Annotated in this window: 15 protein-coding genes; 10 read left to right on the top strand and 5 right to left on the bottom strand. The window is 67.2% G+C overall.

Annotation, left to right across the window (positions count from 1 at the left end):
- Positions 1 to 29: 29 nt before the first annotated feature.
- Positions 30 to 1430, top strand: coding sequence for a multidrug efflux RND transporter outer membrane subunit SmeF (gene smeF, locus ROV93_RS20875; RefSeq protein ID WP_141653560.1), 1401 nt, complete (start codon positions 30 to 32; stop codon positions 1428 to 1430).
- A gap of 83 nt (positions 1431 to 1513) precedes the next feature.
- Here smeF and ROV93_RS20870 read toward each other — a convergent pair whose 3' ends face one another.
- From ROV93_RS20870 to ROV93_RS20855, 4 genes are all read right to left on the bottom strand, one after another.
- Positions 1514 to 1936: a low affinity iron permease family protein gene (locus ROV93_RS20870; RefSeq protein ID WP_069139167.1), complete on the bottom strand. Its 423-nt coding sequence runs from the start codon at positions 1934 to 1936 to the stop codon at positions 1514 to 1516.
- A 70-nt stretch (positions 1937 to 2006) separates the two neighbouring features.
- Entirely contained in the window at positions 2007 to 2342 is a 336-nt protein-coding gene (locus ROV93_RS20865) for a hypothetical protein (protein WP_312541200.1), read from the bottom strand.
- 75 nt (positions 2343 to 2417) lie between these two features.
- The gene (locus tag ROV93_RS20860) at positions 2418 to 2678 is read right to left on the bottom strand and encodes a hypothetical protein (protein ID WP_053497535.1); all 261 of its coding nucleotides are present in this window, start codon (positions 2676 to 2678) and stop codon (positions 2418 to 2420) included.
- 198 nt (positions 2679 to 2876) lie between these two features.
- Positions 2877 to 3329 (bottom strand): nucleoside deaminase, encoded by a 453-nt coding sequence (locus ROV93_RS20855; protein ID WP_049399252.1) that lies wholly within the window; start codon positions 3327 to 3329, stop codon positions 2877 to 2879.
- A gap of 81 nt (positions 3330 to 3410) precedes the next feature.
- Here ROV93_RS20855 and ubiE point away from each other — a divergent pair, with 81 nt between their 5' ends.
- From ubiE to ROV93_RS20835, 4 genes are all read left to right on the top strand, one after another.
- On the top strand, positions 3411 to 4172 hold the full coding sequence (gene ubiE / locus ROV93_RS20850) for a bifunctional demethylmenaquinone methyltransferase/2-methoxy-6-polyprenyl-1,4-benzoquinol methylase UbiE (protein WP_005419407.1): 762 nt from the start codon (positions 3411 to 3413) through the stop codon (positions 4170 to 4172).
- A 183-nt stretch (positions 4173 to 4355) separates the two neighbouring features.
- Positions 4356 to 6284 (top strand): M1 family metallopeptidase, encoded by a 1929-nt coding sequence (locus ROV93_RS20845; RefSeq protein WP_072167195.1) that lies wholly within the window; start codon positions 4356 to 4358, stop codon positions 6282 to 6284.
- 127 nt (positions 6285 to 6411) lie between these two features.
- Positions 6412 to 7143 (top strand): hypothetical protein, encoded by a 732-nt coding sequence (locus ROV93_RS20840; protein ID WP_072167194.1) that lies wholly within the window; start codon positions 6412 to 6414, stop codon positions 7141 to 7143.
- On the top strand, positions 7131 to 7763 hold the full coding sequence (locus ROV93_RS20835) for an HAD family hydrolase (protein ID WP_072167193.1): 633 nt from the start codon (positions 7131 to 7133) through the stop codon (positions 7761 to 7763). The genes ROV93_RS20840 and ROV93_RS20835 overlap by 13 nt, the downstream gene beginning before the upstream one ends.
- Positions 7764 to 7979: 216 nt before the next feature.
- Here ROV93_RS20835 and ROV93_RS20830 read toward each other — a convergent pair whose 3' ends face one another.
- Positions 7980 to 8918, bottom strand: coding sequence for a carbohydrate kinase family protein (locus tag ROV93_RS20830; RefSeq protein ID WP_005419403.1), 939 nt, complete (start codon positions 8916 to 8918; stop codon positions 7980 to 7982).
- Positions 8919 to 9201: 283 nt separating this feature from the next.
- Between ROV93_RS20830 and ROV93_RS20825 the strand changes: the two genes are divergently transcribed.
- From ROV93_RS20825 to rodA, 5 genes are all read left to right on the top strand, one after another.
- The gene (locus tag ROV93_RS20825) at positions 9202 to 10248 is read left to right on the top strand and encodes a rod shape-determining protein (protein WP_005419402.1); all 1047 of its coding nucleotides are present in this window, start codon (positions 9202 to 9204) and stop codon (positions 10246 to 10248) included.
- Positions 10249 to 10369: 121 nt separating this feature from the next.
- Positions 10370 to 11488: a rod shape-determining protein MreC gene (gene mreC / locus ROV93_RS20820; protein WP_072167192.1), complete on the top strand. Its 1119-nt coding sequence runs from the start codon at positions 10370 to 10372 to the stop codon at positions 11486 to 11488.
- A complete protein-coding gene (mreD, locus tag ROV93_RS20815; protein WP_005419400.1) occupies positions 11485 to 11970 on the top strand; it encodes a rod shape-determining protein MreD in 486 nt (161 codons plus the stop codon). The genes mreC and mreD overlap by 4 nt, the downstream gene beginning before the upstream one ends.
- A 3-nt stretch (positions 11971 to 11973) precedes the next feature.
- Positions 11974 to 14046 (top strand): penicillin-binding protein 2, encoded by a 2073-nt coding sequence (gene mrdA / locus ROV93_RS20810; RefSeq protein WP_180890477.1) that lies wholly within the window; start codon positions 11974 to 11976, stop codon positions 14044 to 14046.
- The gene (rodA, locus tag ROV93_RS20805; protein ID WP_005419392.1) at positions 14043 to 15155 is read left to right on the top strand and encodes a rod shape-determining protein RodA; all 1113 of its coding nucleotides are present in this window, start codon (positions 14043 to 14045) and stop codon (positions 15153 to 15155) included. Before mrdA ends, rodA begins: the two co-directional genes overlap by 4 nt.
- The last annotated feature ends 36 nt before the right edge of the window (positions 15156 to 15191 follow it).

Here is a 15191-nt window from a genome sequence, read left to right as displayed (position 1 = left end):
GCACTACCTCCTGCCATCCGGCAGTACCGATGGAAGTCATTCCCATGAAAAGTGCATCCCTGTTCCTTTCCATTGCCGCCGCGCTCGCGCTGGCCGGCTGCTCCACTCTGGTGCCGAAGAACACCGCCGTCGCTCCGGCAATTCCGGCGCAGTGGCCGGCCGAGGCTGTACAGGGCCAGGTGGCTGATGTCGCCGCCGTCGGCTGGCGCGATTTCTTCACCGATGCGCGCCTGCAGCAAGTGATCGAGCAGTCGCTGCAGAACAACCGCGACCTGCGCGTGGCCGTGCTCAACGTTGAACGCGCGCGCGGCCAGTACCGCGTACAGCGTGCCGACCGCGTGCCCGGCGTGGCCGTCACCGGCCAGATGCAGCGCCAGGGCACCGACGCTGGCGTCACCGAGCAGTTCACCGCCGGTGTCGGCGTGGCCGAGTTCGAGCTGGACCTGTTCGGCCGCGTGCGCAACCTCAGCGAAGCGGCATTGCAGCAGTACTTTGCCGTAGCTGCCAATCGTCGCAACGCGCAGCTGAGCCTGGTGGCCGAGACAGCGACGGCGTGGCTGACCTACGGTGCCGATGCCCAGCGTCTGAAGATCGCCGATGCCACGCTGAAGACCTACGAGGATTCGTTGCGCTTGGCCGAGGCCCGCCACGAGCGTGGTGGCAGTTCGGCACTGGAACTGACCCAGACCCGCACGCTGGTCGAGACCGCGCGCACTGATGCCGCGCGCCTGCGTGGCCAGCTGGCCCAGGACCGCAACGCGCTGGCGCTGCTGGCCGGTGGCCAGTTGGATCCGGCGCTGCTGCCGGACGGCATCGAACCGCAGTTGCTGGCACTGGCGCCTCCGCCGGCCGGCCTGCCCAGCGATGTGCTGCTGCAGCGCCCGGACATCATGGCCGCCGAACACCAACTGCTGGCCGCCAATGCCAACATCGGCGCGGCACGTGCCGCGTTCTTCCCGAGCATCTCGCTGACCGGCAGCATTGGCAGTGGCTCCAGCGAATTGTCCAGCCTGTTCGACAGCGGCACTCGCGTATGGAGTTTCCTGCCGAAGATCACCCTGCCGATCTTCCAGGGCGGCAAGCTGCGCGCCAACCTGGCCGTCGCCAACGCTGATCGTGATATCGCACTGGCGCAGTACGAGAAGTCGATCCAGGTGGGCTTCCGCGAAACCGCCGATGCGCTGGCGTTGAATGTCAGCCTGGATGAACAGGTGAGTTCACAGCAGCGCCTGGTGGAAGCGGCCGAACAGGCCAACCGCCTGTCGCAGGCACGTTACGACGCCGGCCTGGACAGCTTCGTGACCCTGCTGGACGCACGACGTACTGCCTACAACGCGCAGCAGACCCAGTTGCAGGCGCAGTTGGCCCAGCAGGCCAACCGCATCACCCTGTACAAGGTACTGGGCGGCGGCTGGCACGAGCGCGGCTGAGGGAAGGCCGGCCGGCGGCCGGCTCTACCTGGATGATCGATGGCAGTGCCGGCCACTGGCCGGCATTGTCATTCCGGGGCCTGCTACACCGCTTCATCGTCGCGCCGCGCCGCATGGCAGGCGCGGACGCGCGCCAGCGCATCGCCTGCTTCGCGGGCCATCTGCTCGTACTCGGCACGGATCTCTTCCAGGCGCGCTTCGTCCAGTTCTTCCAGATCCAGCAGTTCGTTGTTGGCTTCGGCCGTCGCCCGGATCAGCTCGTCCAGCTTGATCTGCATCGCGGCGGTGTCCGCGTTCTGCGTGTGCTGGATCAGGAACACCATCAGGAAGGTGATGATGGTGGTGCCGGTATTGATCACCAGCTGCCAGGTGTCGTTGAAACCGAACACCGGACCACTGATGCCCCAGATCACCACGATCCCTACCGCGGCCAGGAAGGTCCACGGTGAGCCAGTGGCTGTCGCGGCCTTCTTGGCGATCGTATTGAACAGGTTGCGCGCTTTCATCGTCGTCGTGTTCCCACTCAGGTGACGAGGATGATCGGCAGTGACCCGTGCAGGCGCCGTGCAGCGCCGGTCAGGCGCGCATGCGCTGCAGTCGTGGCGCCTGAAGGCTGCGCACCGGGCTGCTCTGGTAGACGTGTTGCCAGCAACGGTCGACGAACTCACGGGCCTGGGCCTCGCTCAGCCGCGGCATGATCTGCAAGGTATACTGGGTCTGGAACATCTCGTCACGTTCGGCCTCGCTGGCGCGCGGCTGGGTGATCAGCGAATCACAGGCGAACTTGATCCACGGCACGTACGAGCCGAACGAGTTGTGCGGCAGTGCGCCTTCGGCATGCTGGCGGCGCCAGTGGTCAAGCTCGGCGTCTACGTTGATGACCGGAGGAATGGTGGGGACTTCAGCGTGCATGACAATCCAGTTCGGTTGAGTGGAAAGGGAGTGGGGGTTCATCGGAGTGTGGCGTATGTGGCGGTGCATGCCGCGTCAGCGGGATGTGGAGCCGGCGTGGCGATTGCCGATCAATTGCGCATGCTCGACCGCACCGAGGTCCTCGGCCATGTCGGCCATCGCATTGCACAGGCGCTCCTGATCGAGCGGATGGTCGCGCACCAGTTCCAGCTGCAGGCCCTGGTAGGCGGTCCAGAACCTGGCGCCACGCTGGTGCAGCGCGTACTGCTGCTGCAGGCGCTCGCGGATGGCATCGAGGATCGGGTCGGGCGGGGGACGTACGGCGTGCGCGCACATGGCTGGCTCCGCCGGGGAAAGGGACCCCGGTAACCCCACCCTAGGCGCCTCGGCCGGATGGGGTGTTACCGCAGTGTATGCACGCAGCGCAGCTGACTGTGCACGGGTTCACGGCATCGGCCGCAAACGCTGCAGGCACTAGAACGTGCCCGCGCTGAAGCGTTCATTAAACGGGTTCAATGACACGTTGCACGGTGCTTATTCACCGATGTCTTCGTTCCAGATCTCCGGATGCTGCGCAATGAAGCCACCCAGCAGGTCAACGCATTCCTGGTTGTCGAGGTCGATCACGTTGACGCCGTTCTCGCGCAGCCAGTCGATGCCGCCCTGGAACGTGCGCGATTCGCCCACCACCACGGTGCCGATGTTGAACTGGCGCACCAGGCCCGAGCAGTACCAGCACGGCGCCAGGGTGGTGACCATGATGGTGTCCTGGTAGCGGCGCTGGCGGCCGGCCTTGCGGAAGGCGTCGGTTTCGCCGTGCACCGACGGGTCGCCTTCCTGCACGCGGCGGTTGTGGCCGCAGCCGAGCAGGCGGCCGTCGTTGTGGTACAGCGCCGCGCCGATCGGCACGCCGCCCTCGGCCAGGCCCTGGCGGGCTTCGGCGATGGCGGTCTGCAGCAGGGCCTGGTAGTCGGGCGTGGTGATCATGCGGGGGCTCCGGTCAGTCGTGGCCCGCCATCATACGGGCAGGGGGTGCCGCTCGCCCCCGGCGGTGCGATAATCGGGGCCATGAGCGAATCCCCCTACAAAGCCGGTACCACCCATTTCGGGTTCCGCGACGTCGCCGCCAAGGACAAGCAGAAGCTGGTCGGCCAGGTGTTCACCTCGGTCGCGCGCAACTACGACCTGATGAACGACCTGATGAGCCTGGGCGTGCACCGGGCGTGGAAGCGCTACTACGTCGCGACCGCGCAGGTGAAGCCGGGCGACCGCGTGCTCGATCTGGCCGGCGGCACCGGCGACATCGCCGCCCTGCTGAAGGAACGCGTCGGCGCCGAGGGCTCGGTGGTGCTGGGCGACATCAACGCCGGCATGCTGTCGGTCGGCCGGGACCGCCTGACCAACCGCGGCCTGGTGCTTGGCCTGGACTACGTGCAGTGCAACGCCGAAGCCCTGCCGTTCCCGGACAACAGCTTCGACCTGGTCACCATTGCCTTCGGCCTGCGCAACGTGACCGACAAGGACGCCGGCCTGCGCGAGATGTACCGCGTGCTGAAGGTGGGCGGCCAGGCCCGCGTGCTGGAGTTCTCCGAGGTCACTGCGGACTGGTTCAAGCCGATCTACGACTTCCACTCGTTCAAGATCCTGCCCAGGTTGGGCAAGTTGTTCGCCAACGATTCGGACAGCTACCAGTATCTGGCCGAGAGCATCCGCAAGCATCCGCCGCAGGACGAACTGAAGGCGATGATGGGGCAGGCCGGCTTCGAGCGCTGCCACTACAAGAACCTGACCGGCGGCATCGTGTCGATCCATTCCGGCTACAAGCTGTAAGCCCGGTGTTCCGGTAGTGCCGGCCCCTGGCCGGCACCTGCGCGGGCAACCGCCGGGCGACGGGGTTGCCGGCCAGCGGCCGGTACTACCGGCGCTGTGCCTGCCATTACCCCGCACCGCGCAACGCCTGCCGGGCCGGAGGGAGGTACCATTGGGGTTTGATCCCCGTAACGGTCCCGATTCATGCGTAATCCGCTGATGCTCCTTCCGCTGGCCGTGGCCCTGGCCGCCGGCTGCTCCCAGGAGGCGGCCGCGCCCGCCGCCGCCCCGACTGCCGCAAAGGCCCCTGCCGCCCCCGTGAACGCCGAGAACCGCAGCCACGACGAGAGCTCGTACGCCGAGCCGGACAAGGTCGTCATCAAGGACATCGCGCTGGATCTGAAGCTGGACTTCGACCAGAAGCAGATCGGCGGTACCGCCACCTACACCCTGGAATGGAAACAGAAGGACGCCAGGCAGCTGGTGCTCGACACCCGCGAGCTGACCGTGTCCAAGGTCGAGGCCGTTGCCGCCGACGGCGCGCGCAGCCCGCTGAAGTTCGAACTGGCCCCGGCCGACAAGGTGTTCGGCAGCAAGCTGACCATCGAGGCTGCGGAACAGCCGGCCAAGGTGGAAGTGACCTACCACACCGCACCGACCGCCTCGGGCCTGCAGTGGCTGGCGCCTTCGATGACCGAGGGCAAGAAGCTGCCCTTCATGTTCAGCCAGTCGCAGGCCATCCATGCCCGTTCCTGGATGCCGCTGCAGGACACCCCGAGCGTGCGCTTCACCTACAGCGCGCACGTGGTCTCGCGCCCGGACGTGATGGTGCTGATGAGCGCCGACAACGATCCGAAGGCCGCGCGTGATGGTGACTACACCTTCAAGATGCCGCAGCCGATTCCGTCCTATCTGCTGGCCATCGCCGCCGGCGACCTGGTGTTCGAGCCGATCTCTGGCCGCTCCGGCGTCTGGGCCGAGCCGACCATGGTCAACAAGGCCGCCAAGGAATTCGAGGACACCGAGAAGATGATCGGTGCCGCCGAGAAGCTGTACGGCGAATACCGCTGGGGCCGCTACGACATGCTGGTGCTGCCGCCGTCGTTCCCGTTCGGTGGCATGGAGAACCCGCGCCTGACCTTCGCCACCCCGACCGTGATCGTCGGCGACAAGTCGCTGGTCTCGCTGGTCGCCCACGAACTGGCGCACAGCTGGTCGGGCAACCTGGTGACCAACGCCAGCTGGAAGGACATCTGGCTCAATGAAGGCTTCACCACCTACGTCCAGGGCCGCATCACCGAAGCCCTGTACGGCAAGGAAATGGCCGAGATGGAGAAGCAGATCGACCAGACCGACCTGCTGGCCGAAGTGAAGGACATGAGCCCGGCCGACCAGGCGCTGGCGCTGCCGCCGCTGAACGAGCGTGATCCCGACGAAGCCCTCAGCCAGGTGGCCTACGTCAAGGGTGCGTGGTTCCTGGAATTCCTGGAGCAGCGCTTCGGCCGCGAGACCTTCGATCCGTTCCTGCGTGGCTGGTTCGATGACCATGCTTTCCAGAGCGCGAACACCGACCAGTTCGTCGACTACATGAAGAAGAACCTGCTGCCGAAGAATCCGTCGGCAGTGACCGAGGCCGAACTGAAGGCATGGCTGGACGAGCCGGGCATTCCGGCGTTCGCGGCCAAGGCGCAGTCGCGCAACTTCAGCAGCGTCGATACCGCGCGCATCGCCTTCGCCAGCGCCGGCACCGTGCCGAGCAGCCAGGTCATCGCCGACTGGAGCACGCAGGAATGGGTGCGCTTCATCGATGGCCTGGGCGCGACCCAGCCGCTGGACAAGCTGGCCACGCTGGACAAGGCCTTCCACTTCACCGGCACCCCGAATGGCGAGATCGCCATGCGCTGGTACCCGCTGGCAATCCGCAGCGGCTACGAGCAGGCCAATGAAGGCGCGGCGGCATTCATCGAGCGCGTCGGCCGTCGCAAGCTGATCCTGCCGATCTACGCCGAACTGGTGAAGACCCCGAAGGGGCTGGAGCTGGCCAAGCAGGCCTTCGAAAAGGCCAAGCCGGGCTACCACCCGATCACCACCGCCTCGGTCCAGGACATGCTGGCCAAGGCTGAAGCCAAGTAAGCGGTAGTGCCGGCCGCTGGCCGGCAACCGGTCACTGCTTCACCACCAACGGCGGGGAAACCCGCCGTTGGTGTATCCGCTTTTCGCTGCCGATAGAATCGGGATGCACTCGCAAAGGACCTCCGCCATGAAACGACTGATCCTGCTCACCGCCTGCACCCTGGCGCTGGCCGCCTGCAGCAACCCCGAGGAAGAACGCAAGGCGCAGGAAGCCGCCGCGGCCGCCGTGCAGGCGCAGAAGGAGGCCAAGGCCGAAGACCTGGCCAAGCAGTACGACATGGCCGTGGCCGCGCAGGACTGGGAGCGCGCGCGCCTGCACGGCGCCTCGCTGCTGGACCAGTACAAGGACACCGCCGCCGCCGAGCGCATCGCTGCAGGCTTCGACGAGGTCAAGGCCAAGGGCGATGCCGCGCGCGACCTGCGCCGCATGCAGGCGCTGTGGCAGTACAACCAGATCCCGGTGGGCAACAAGGGCAACCAGGTGTCGGCGCAGATCTACAGCAAGGAACGGGTGGACGTGGATGGCAGCGGCGCGAAGACGGTGCAGCTGGTGTTCCGCGATCATCCGGAGTGGAAGCGGCATGCCTACCTGGTGCTGCAGGCCGGCGATTTCCGTTGCCCGCAGTGCACGGTGAAAGTGACCGTGGACGACGGCAAGCCGGTGTCGATGGCGGCGTGGCGCCCGAAGACCGATGAAGCCATCGCCCTGTTCATCACCGACCAGAAGGCGCTGTGGAAGCTGGCGCGCAAGGGCAAGTCGATCAGCATCGAGTTCCCGGTCAAGGCCGGCGGCACCCGCACGGCGGTGTTCGAAACGGGTGGTGTAGACGCCAGCCGCATGCCGCAGTGGTGGCAGTGACGGGGGCGGCGGGCAGCGCAGTGCACGCGTTGTCCGCGATCCGGCACTGGGTGTTCGACATGGATGGCACGCTGACCGTCGCCGTGCATGATTTCGCCGCGATCCGCCGTACGCTGCAGATCGCCGCGGAGGAAGACATCCTCGACCATATCGCGGCGTTGCCGGATGCATCGGCGCAGGCCAAGCGTGAGTGGTTGCTGGATCACGAGCGCGCGCTGGCCGAGGACGCGCTGCCGGCGCCGGGTGCGGTGAAGCTGCTGCGCGCGCTGGCGGCGGCTGGCTGCCGGCTGGGCATCCTGACCCGCAATGATCATGCGCTGGCGAAGCTGACGTTGGACGCGATCGGGGTCGGGACGTTGTTCGACGATGCCGACATCATTGGTCGCGATGAAGCGGTGCCCAAGCCCTCGCCGGAGGGCCTGCAGCAGCATCTGCGGCGATGGGGCATCGGGCCTGCGCAGGCGGTGATGGTGGGTGACCACGCCTACGACCTGGAGTGCGGCCGCGCCGCGGGCGCCCATACCGTACTGGTCAACCTGCCGGAAAACCCATGGCCGGGCCGCGCCGACTGGCATTTCGCCGATTGCCGCGCGCTGTTGGCTGCCTGGCAGGCCGCATGACCGGCGCGCGCAAGCCGAGCATGGGCTCGGCTCTACAGAGAGCAGGCAACGTGTCGGTCGGAAGTTCCGGTAGTGCCGGCCGCTGGCCGGCAGTGTCGACCAAGGTCGACACCTACCAACAGCATTGCCAGTAGTGCATCGGGTGGAAAGCCCCCTTGTTGTTCAAGGGGGCGCGTTGAAGGCGCGGGGATAAGGTGGAATGCGCGAGCAATTTGGTTACGCGCCAAGCGCGTAGCCAAATTGCTGCTTGAACTGCTCGTTGAACTCATCGAAGGTGAAACGCTGGTTCTGCGTGCCCGGATGCTCGACCTTCAGCGCGCCCATCAGGTTGCCCATGCGGCCGATGGTCAGCCAGTCGTAGCCTTTCTGGATGCCGTAGATCAGGCCGGCGCGGAAGGCGTCGCCACAGCCGGTCGGGTCGACCACGCGGCGCTCGTGCGCCGGCGGGATGTCATAGCTCTTTTCCGGGGTGTGGATGACCGCGCCTTTCGGGCCACGGGTGGTGATGTAGGCCTTGACCCGGCTGACGATCTCCTTTTCGTCCCAGCCGGTGCGCTCCTGCAGCAGGTTCGACTCGTAGTCGTTGACCACCACGTAGTCGGCCTGCTCGATGAAGGCGCGCAGTTCCGGGCCGTTGAACAGCGGCATGGCCTGGCCCGGGTCGAAGATGAACGGGATGCCGTCTTCGTGGAATTCCTGCGCGTTCTGGATCATGCCTTCGCGGCCGTCCGGGCCGACCAGGCCCAGGGTCACGCCCGGCACCCCACGCACGTGGTTCTCGTAGGAACGCATCATCGCGCCCGGGTGGAAGGCGGTGATCTGGTTGTTGTCGTGGTCGGTGGTGATGAACGCCTGCGGGGTGAACAGCTCATCGATCACGCGCACGCGCGACAGGTCGATGCCCAGGCCTTCGAAGTATTCGCGGTACGGGCCGAAGTCCGAACCCACGGTGCCCATCGGGATCGGCTGGCCGCCCAGCAGGTGCAGGTTGTAGGCGATGTTGCCTGCGCAGCCGCCGAACTCGCGGCGCATGCGCGGCACCAGGAAGGACACGTTCAGGATGTGCACCTTGTCCGGCAGGATGTGATTCTTGAACTGGTCCGGGAACACCATGATGGTGTCGAAGGCAAGAGAACCACAGATCAGAGCGGACATCGATGTAAGCCTATGCGGTGAATTTTGGGGTGGGCCGGCCCGGTTCATCGGGCAAGCAAACGGCGCCCTTGGGCGCCCGACGGCGCAAAGGTTACCCGCTGGTGCCGCTCAGGGCCAGAACCGGGTGAGACCCGATCAGGCCGAAAGCCTGTGAAGACGCGGGTTCAGCTAGTTTTTTCCTTGCTCGGCGGCAGGCGGGTTGCTAGGCTTGTCGGCCTCGATTTCTGCCCATTTTTTCGCCATCCCGCGGCGGGCACGACACCCCTCAGGACTCCTTCCTCAGATGTTCAAGAAACTCCGTGGCATGTTCTCCAACGACCTGTCCATCGACCTGGGCACGGCCAACACCCTCATCTACGTGCGCGGGCAGGGGATCGTGCTGAACGAGCCGTCGGTCGTGGCCGTGCGCCAGGACCGTGCCATCGGTGGCACCCGCTCGGTGGCAGCCGTCGGCGCCGAAGCCAAGCAGATGCTGGGCCGTACCCCAGGCCACATCACCACCATCCGCCCGATGAAGGATGGCGTCATCGCCGACTTCACCTATACCGAGGCGATGCTCAAGCACTTCATCAAGAAGGTGCACAAGTCGCGCGTGCTGCGCCCGAGCCCGCGCGTGCTGGTCTGCGTGCCGGCCGGCTCGACCCAGGTCGAGCGCCGCGCGATCAAGGAATCGGCCGAGGAAGCCGGTGCCCGTGACGTGTTCCTGATCGAAGAACCGATGGCCGCCGCGATCGGCGCCGGCATGCCGGTCACCGAAGCCCGTGGCTCGATGGTCATCGACATCGGCGGTGGCACCACCGAAGTGGCGGTCATCTCGCTCAACGGCATCGTCTATTCGGCCTCGGTCCGCATCGGCGGCGACCGCTTCGACGAGTCCATCACCAACTACGTGCGCCGCAACCACGGCATGCTGATCGGTGAAGCCACCGCCGAGCGCATCAAGGTCGAGCTGGGCTGCGCCTACCCGCAGGCGGAAGTGATCGAGATGGAGATCTCCGGCCGCAACCTCGCCGAGGGCGTGCCGAAGATGATCAAGATCAGCTCCAACGAGGTGCTCGAGGCCCTGCACGAGCCGCTGTCGGGCATCGTCAGCGCGGTCAAGCTGGCGCTGGAGCAGACCCCGCCGGAACTGTGCGCCGACGTCGCCGAGCGCGGCATCGTGCTGACCGGTGGTGGCGCCCTGCTGCGCGACCTGGACCGCCTGATCTCCGAGGAGACCGGCCTGCACGTGCAGGTGGCCGACGATCCGCTGACCTGCGTGGCGCGCGGTGGCGGCCGTGCGCTGGAGCTGGTGGACATGCACGGCAACGAGTTCTTTGCGCCGGAATAAGCCGTCCCGGCCGTTCCTGCCCGCCGCGCCCTTCCGGGGTGCGGCCCGCCGTGATGGCGGGCCGGCACCGGCGGGGCGCCCGCGTGTTTCCCTTCCGCCTTCTGCCAGTTGAATCGTTGCCGTGCCGCCCTACGCCGGTCCTCCCGTCGCCTCCCGATCCGGTGATGCCGCCAGCCCCCTGCGGTTGCTGGCCTATCTCGCGTTGGCCATCACCCTGATCGTGCTTGATGACCAGGCCGGCTGGCTCGCACGCCTGCGCGAGCAGGCCAACAGCCTGGTACAGCCGGTATGGGCACTGGCTGGCCTGCCCGGCAAGCTCGGCAACCAGGTCAAGGACTCCGCCGCCAGCCATACCCAGCTGGTCGCCGAAAACCGTGAACTGCGCAACCAGCTGCTGCTGGCCAACGCGCGCCTGACTCGCCTGCAGACCGCCGCGCTGGACAACGCCCAGCTGCGCGAACTGCTGAACGTGGCCGAGCGCAGTGGCCTGGACGTGCAGCTGGCGCCGATCCTGGACATCGACTTGGACCCGGTGAAGCAGCGCCTGGTGCTCGACGCAGGCAGCCGCGAGGGCGTGCACGTCGGCCAGGCGGTGATCGACGCCGGCGGCCTGATGGGGCAGGTGATCAGCGTCACCGGTGGCACCTCCACCGTGCTGCTGCTGACCGATCCCGACCACGCGGTGCCGGTCACCGTGGCCCGCAACGGCGTGCGCCTGATCGTCTATGGCCGCGGCGACACGCTGGAACTGCGCGACATCCCGCTCAGCGCTGGCGTGGAAGTGGGCGATGAGATCGTCACCTCCGGCCTCGGCGGGCGCTTCCCGGCCGGTTTCCCGGTCGGCACCATCACCGGCCTGCGCCCGGACGACACCCACGCCTTCCTGGTCGGCGAACTGAAGCCGGCGGCCCAGCTCGACCGCGGCCGCGACGTGCTGCTGCTGCGCCCGGGCGCGGCGATCCGCTTGCCTGCGGCCAGCGAACCGCAGCCGACTGCACCTTCGGCGCAACCGGCCCGCGCATCCTCCCTTACCCCCGCGCCGTTGGCGCGCCCCCCTCAGCCGACTGCACCTTCGGCGCAACCGGCCCGCGCATCTTCCCTTACCCCCCCGCCTTCGACGCGCCCCCCTCAACAAGAGGGGAGCTCTCCACCCGCCGGGTCCCCGGTAGTGCCGGCCGTTGGCCGGCAACCGCAACCCGCCCAGTCCATCCAACCCGCCGCGCAGGAGCCCGCACGATGAGCCGCCTGCGCGACAACCCGTGGGTGCTGCCGGCCAGCCTGGTGGTGGCGCTGCTGCTGGGCCTGCTGCCGCTGCCGGCGCTGCTGCAGCCGCTGCGCCCATACTGGCTGGCGCTGGTGCTGGCGTACTGGGTGATCGAAGCTCCCGAACGCGTCGGCCTGGGCATCGCCTTCGCCAGCGGCGTGGTGGCCGACCTGCTGTACGGCGGCGTACTGGGCGAACAGGCACTGCGGCTGGTGATGCTGGCCTTCATCCTGCAGCGCTTCCGTGCCCGCATCCGCTTCTTCCCGATGTCCCAGCAGATGCTGGCCATCGGCGGCCTGCTGTTCAACGATCGCATCGTCAGCGCGCTGGTCCACATCGTGGTGGATGAGCCAACGCTGCCCTGGTCGTACTGGTGGGCGCCTCTGCTGGGCATGGGCCTGTGGCCGCTGGTGTTCGTGCTGCTGGACGCGGTGCGCTTCGGCAAGCGCGGGCGCTGAGCCATGATCCCGCGCCGCCAGGTCAAGAACCCGCACGCCGAAGCCGAACAGTTCCGCCGCCGCGCGGCGCTGGGTTTCCTGGGCGTGCTGGTCTGCCTGCTGGGCCTGGGCGGCTGGTACTTCAAGCTGCAGGTGCTGGACCACGACGTTTACGCCACGCGCTCGGAGGCCAACCGCATCAAGCCGCGACCGGTGGTGCCGGGGCGCGGCATGATCTACGACCGCAACGGTCGCCTGCTGGCCGAAAACGTGCCGGCCTTCCGCCTGGACGTGACCCCGGACAAGGTCAAGGACATGGATGCCACCCTGGAAGGGCTGGCGAAGATCATCAACATCAGCCCGGAAGAGCTGGAAGCATTCAACAGGTCGCGCAAGGCGCGCCGCAAGTTCCTGCCGGTCACGCTGAAGCTGCGCATGAGCGATGAGGAGATGGCGCGCTTCGCCGTCGACCGCTGGCGCTTCCCCGGTGTCGAGCTCGAACCCTACCTGACCCGGCGCTACCCGTACGGCGATCTGTTCGCGCACATCATCGGCTACGTCGGCCGCGTTGATGACAAGGATCTGGAGATCCTCGGCGAAGGCAATGCCGCGCTGACCCACATCGGCAAATCCGGCCTGGAGCGCTATTACGAGCAGCAGCTGCGCGGCAAGGTCGGCTACGAGCAGGTCGAGACCAACGTGCAGGGCCGCGCGATCCGCACCATCGGCCGCGTCGCCGCGCAGTCCGGCGCCGACCTGCGGCTGTCGATCGACGCCGACCTGCAGCGCGCGATGGTGGCCGCGTTCGGCGACCAGGAAGGTTCGGCGGTGGCGATGGATCCGCGCACTGGCGAAGTGCTGGCGATGGTCAGCCTGCCGTCCTACGACCCCAACCTGTTCGTCAACGGCATTTCCCATGCCGACTTCAAGGCCTTGAACGAAAACCCGTCGCGGCCACAGTTCAATCGCCTGGTACTCGGTGGCGTCGCTCCCGGTTCCACGCTGAAGCCGCTGATCGGCCTGGCGGGACTGGACTCCGGCGTGCGCCGCCCGGAAGACAAGGTGCTGTCCACCGGCATGTTCTACCTGCCGGGCACCTCGCGCGGCTGGGGTGACGCCCACCGTGGCGGCCACGGCTGGACGGATCTGCGCAAGTCCATCGCCGAATCGGTCAACACCTATTACTACAAGCTGGCGCTGGACCTGGGCATCGAGCGCTTCGACCATTACATGGAGTACTACGGCTTCGGCCAGCCGACCGGCATCGACCTCACCGGCGAGATCGGCGGCATCCTGCCTTCGCCGGCCTACAAACGGAAGACCCGCAAGGAAGCCTGGTATCCCGGCGATACGGTCAACATCAGCATCGGCCAGGGTGACTGGAAGGTCACCCCGCTGCAGCTGGCGCGCGGCGTCAGCGGCCTGGCCGACGGCCAGCTGCGCACCCCGCACCTGGTGATCCAGCAGCGCGACGGCTTCGACAGCGACTGGACGGCAATGCCGGCCGGCGAAAGCAAGCCGATCAGCCCCAACCCCAACAACGTGCAGGCCGTGCGTGAGGGCATGATGGCGACCATGCGGCCCGGCGGCAGCGGCTGGCGCGTCGCGGTCGGTGCGCCGTACGTGATGGCCGGCAAGACCGGTACCGCACAGGTCATCAGCCGCAAGGGCACTGCTGCAGTGAACCCGAAGAGCCTGCCGATGCACCTGCGCCACCGCGCGCTGTTCGTTGGCTTCGCGCCGGTCGAGAACCCGGTCATCGCGATTGCGGTGGCAGTGGAAGGTGGTGGCTATGGTGGTTCGGCCGCGGCGCCGATCGCGCGCAAGGTGTTCGACGCTTACCTGCTGGGCAAGATGCCCGAAGGCATGCAGCCGCTGGACAGCGAGCGCGGCACCACCGCCATCGGCGCCACCGCGTTCGACAACGAAGACGCGGGCGCACGTCAGGCCGGTGACCTCGCCGCTGCACAGGTGGGAGAGCATCCGGTGCTGATCGGTGCACCCGCACCGGAGCCGGCGCCTGCGCCGCAGCCGGGTGCGCCGGCCGCCGCGCTGCCCGCCACGCCCCGCCCGACCCCTGCGGAGCCTGCACGATGAGAGTGTTCCTGCGCTGGGCCGGCGACATGCTGCGCCGCTTTTTCAGCACGCTGGACTGGGTGCTGTGCCTGGCCCTGGGCGCGCTGATGGTGATTGGCCTGGCGACCCTGAAGAGCGCTGGTGGCGACAGCCTGGTGATGGCGCAGGGCGCGCGTTTCGCGGTGGGCATGGCCGCACTGTGGGGCATCTCGCGGGTGCCGATCCTGCGCATCCGCTCGGCCACGCCGATGATCTACGCGATCTCGATGATCCCGCTGCTGGCGGTGTTCGTGCTGGGCACCGGTAAATATGGCCGGCAGTGGCTGGACCTGAAGTTCTTCTACCTGCAGCCGGCCGAACTGCTGAAGGTGAGCCTGCCGATGATGGTGGCGTGGTACCTGCACAAGATGCCGCTGCCGCCGCGCTTCAATACCGTGCTCGTGGCCTTGATCATCATCGGCGTACCCACCGGCCTGGTGATGCTGCAGCCGGACTTCGGTACCGGCGTGCTGATCGCCGCCAGCGGCGTGTTCGTGCTCCTGCTGGCGGGCCTGCCGTGGTGGTGGGTTGGGCTGGGCGTGGGCGGCGTGGCAGCGGTTGCGCCGGTGGCCTGGTTCTGGTTGCTGCGGCCGTACCAGAAGGACCGCATCATGATGTTCCTGGACCCGGAGATGGACGCGCTGGGCGCCGGCTGGAACATCATCCAGTCGAAGATCGCGATCGGTTCCGGTGGCTTCGATGGCAAGGGCTGGGGCGAAGGCTCGCAGTCGCACCTGAACTTCATTCCCGAGCAGACCACCGACTTCGCGTTCTCGGTGCTGAGCGAGGAGTTCGGCTGGATCGGCGTGGCCACCGTGCTGGCGCTGTACCTTGTGGTGATCGGGCGTTGCCTGTGGATCGCCAGCCAGTCGCGCGATTCCTATTCGCGCCTGCTGGCGGGTGCCACCGGCCTGGCGTTCTTCGTCTACGTGCTGGTGAATGGCGGGATGATTTCCGGCCTGCTGCCGGTGGTAGGCGTGCCGATGCCGCTGATCAGCTACGGAGGTACTTCGGCGGTGTCGCTGCTGGCCGGTTTCGGCCTGGTAATGGCGGTGCGCAGCCACAACCCGGTGCACGGGGGGTACGGGTAACACCGGCTGCGCGCTTCTGTAGAGTCGAGCCATGCT

Source organism: Stenotrophomonas maltophilia group sp. msm4, assembly GCF_032025605.1.
In the GTDB taxonomy this organism is placed as follows: Bacteria; Pseudomonadota; Gammaproteobacteria; order Xanthomonadales; family Xanthomonadaceae; genus Stenotrophomonas; species Stenotrophomonas sepilia.
The sequence above is the reverse complement of the archived record's forward strand: the minus strand, read 5'-3'. Positions and strand labels throughout refer to the sequence as shown.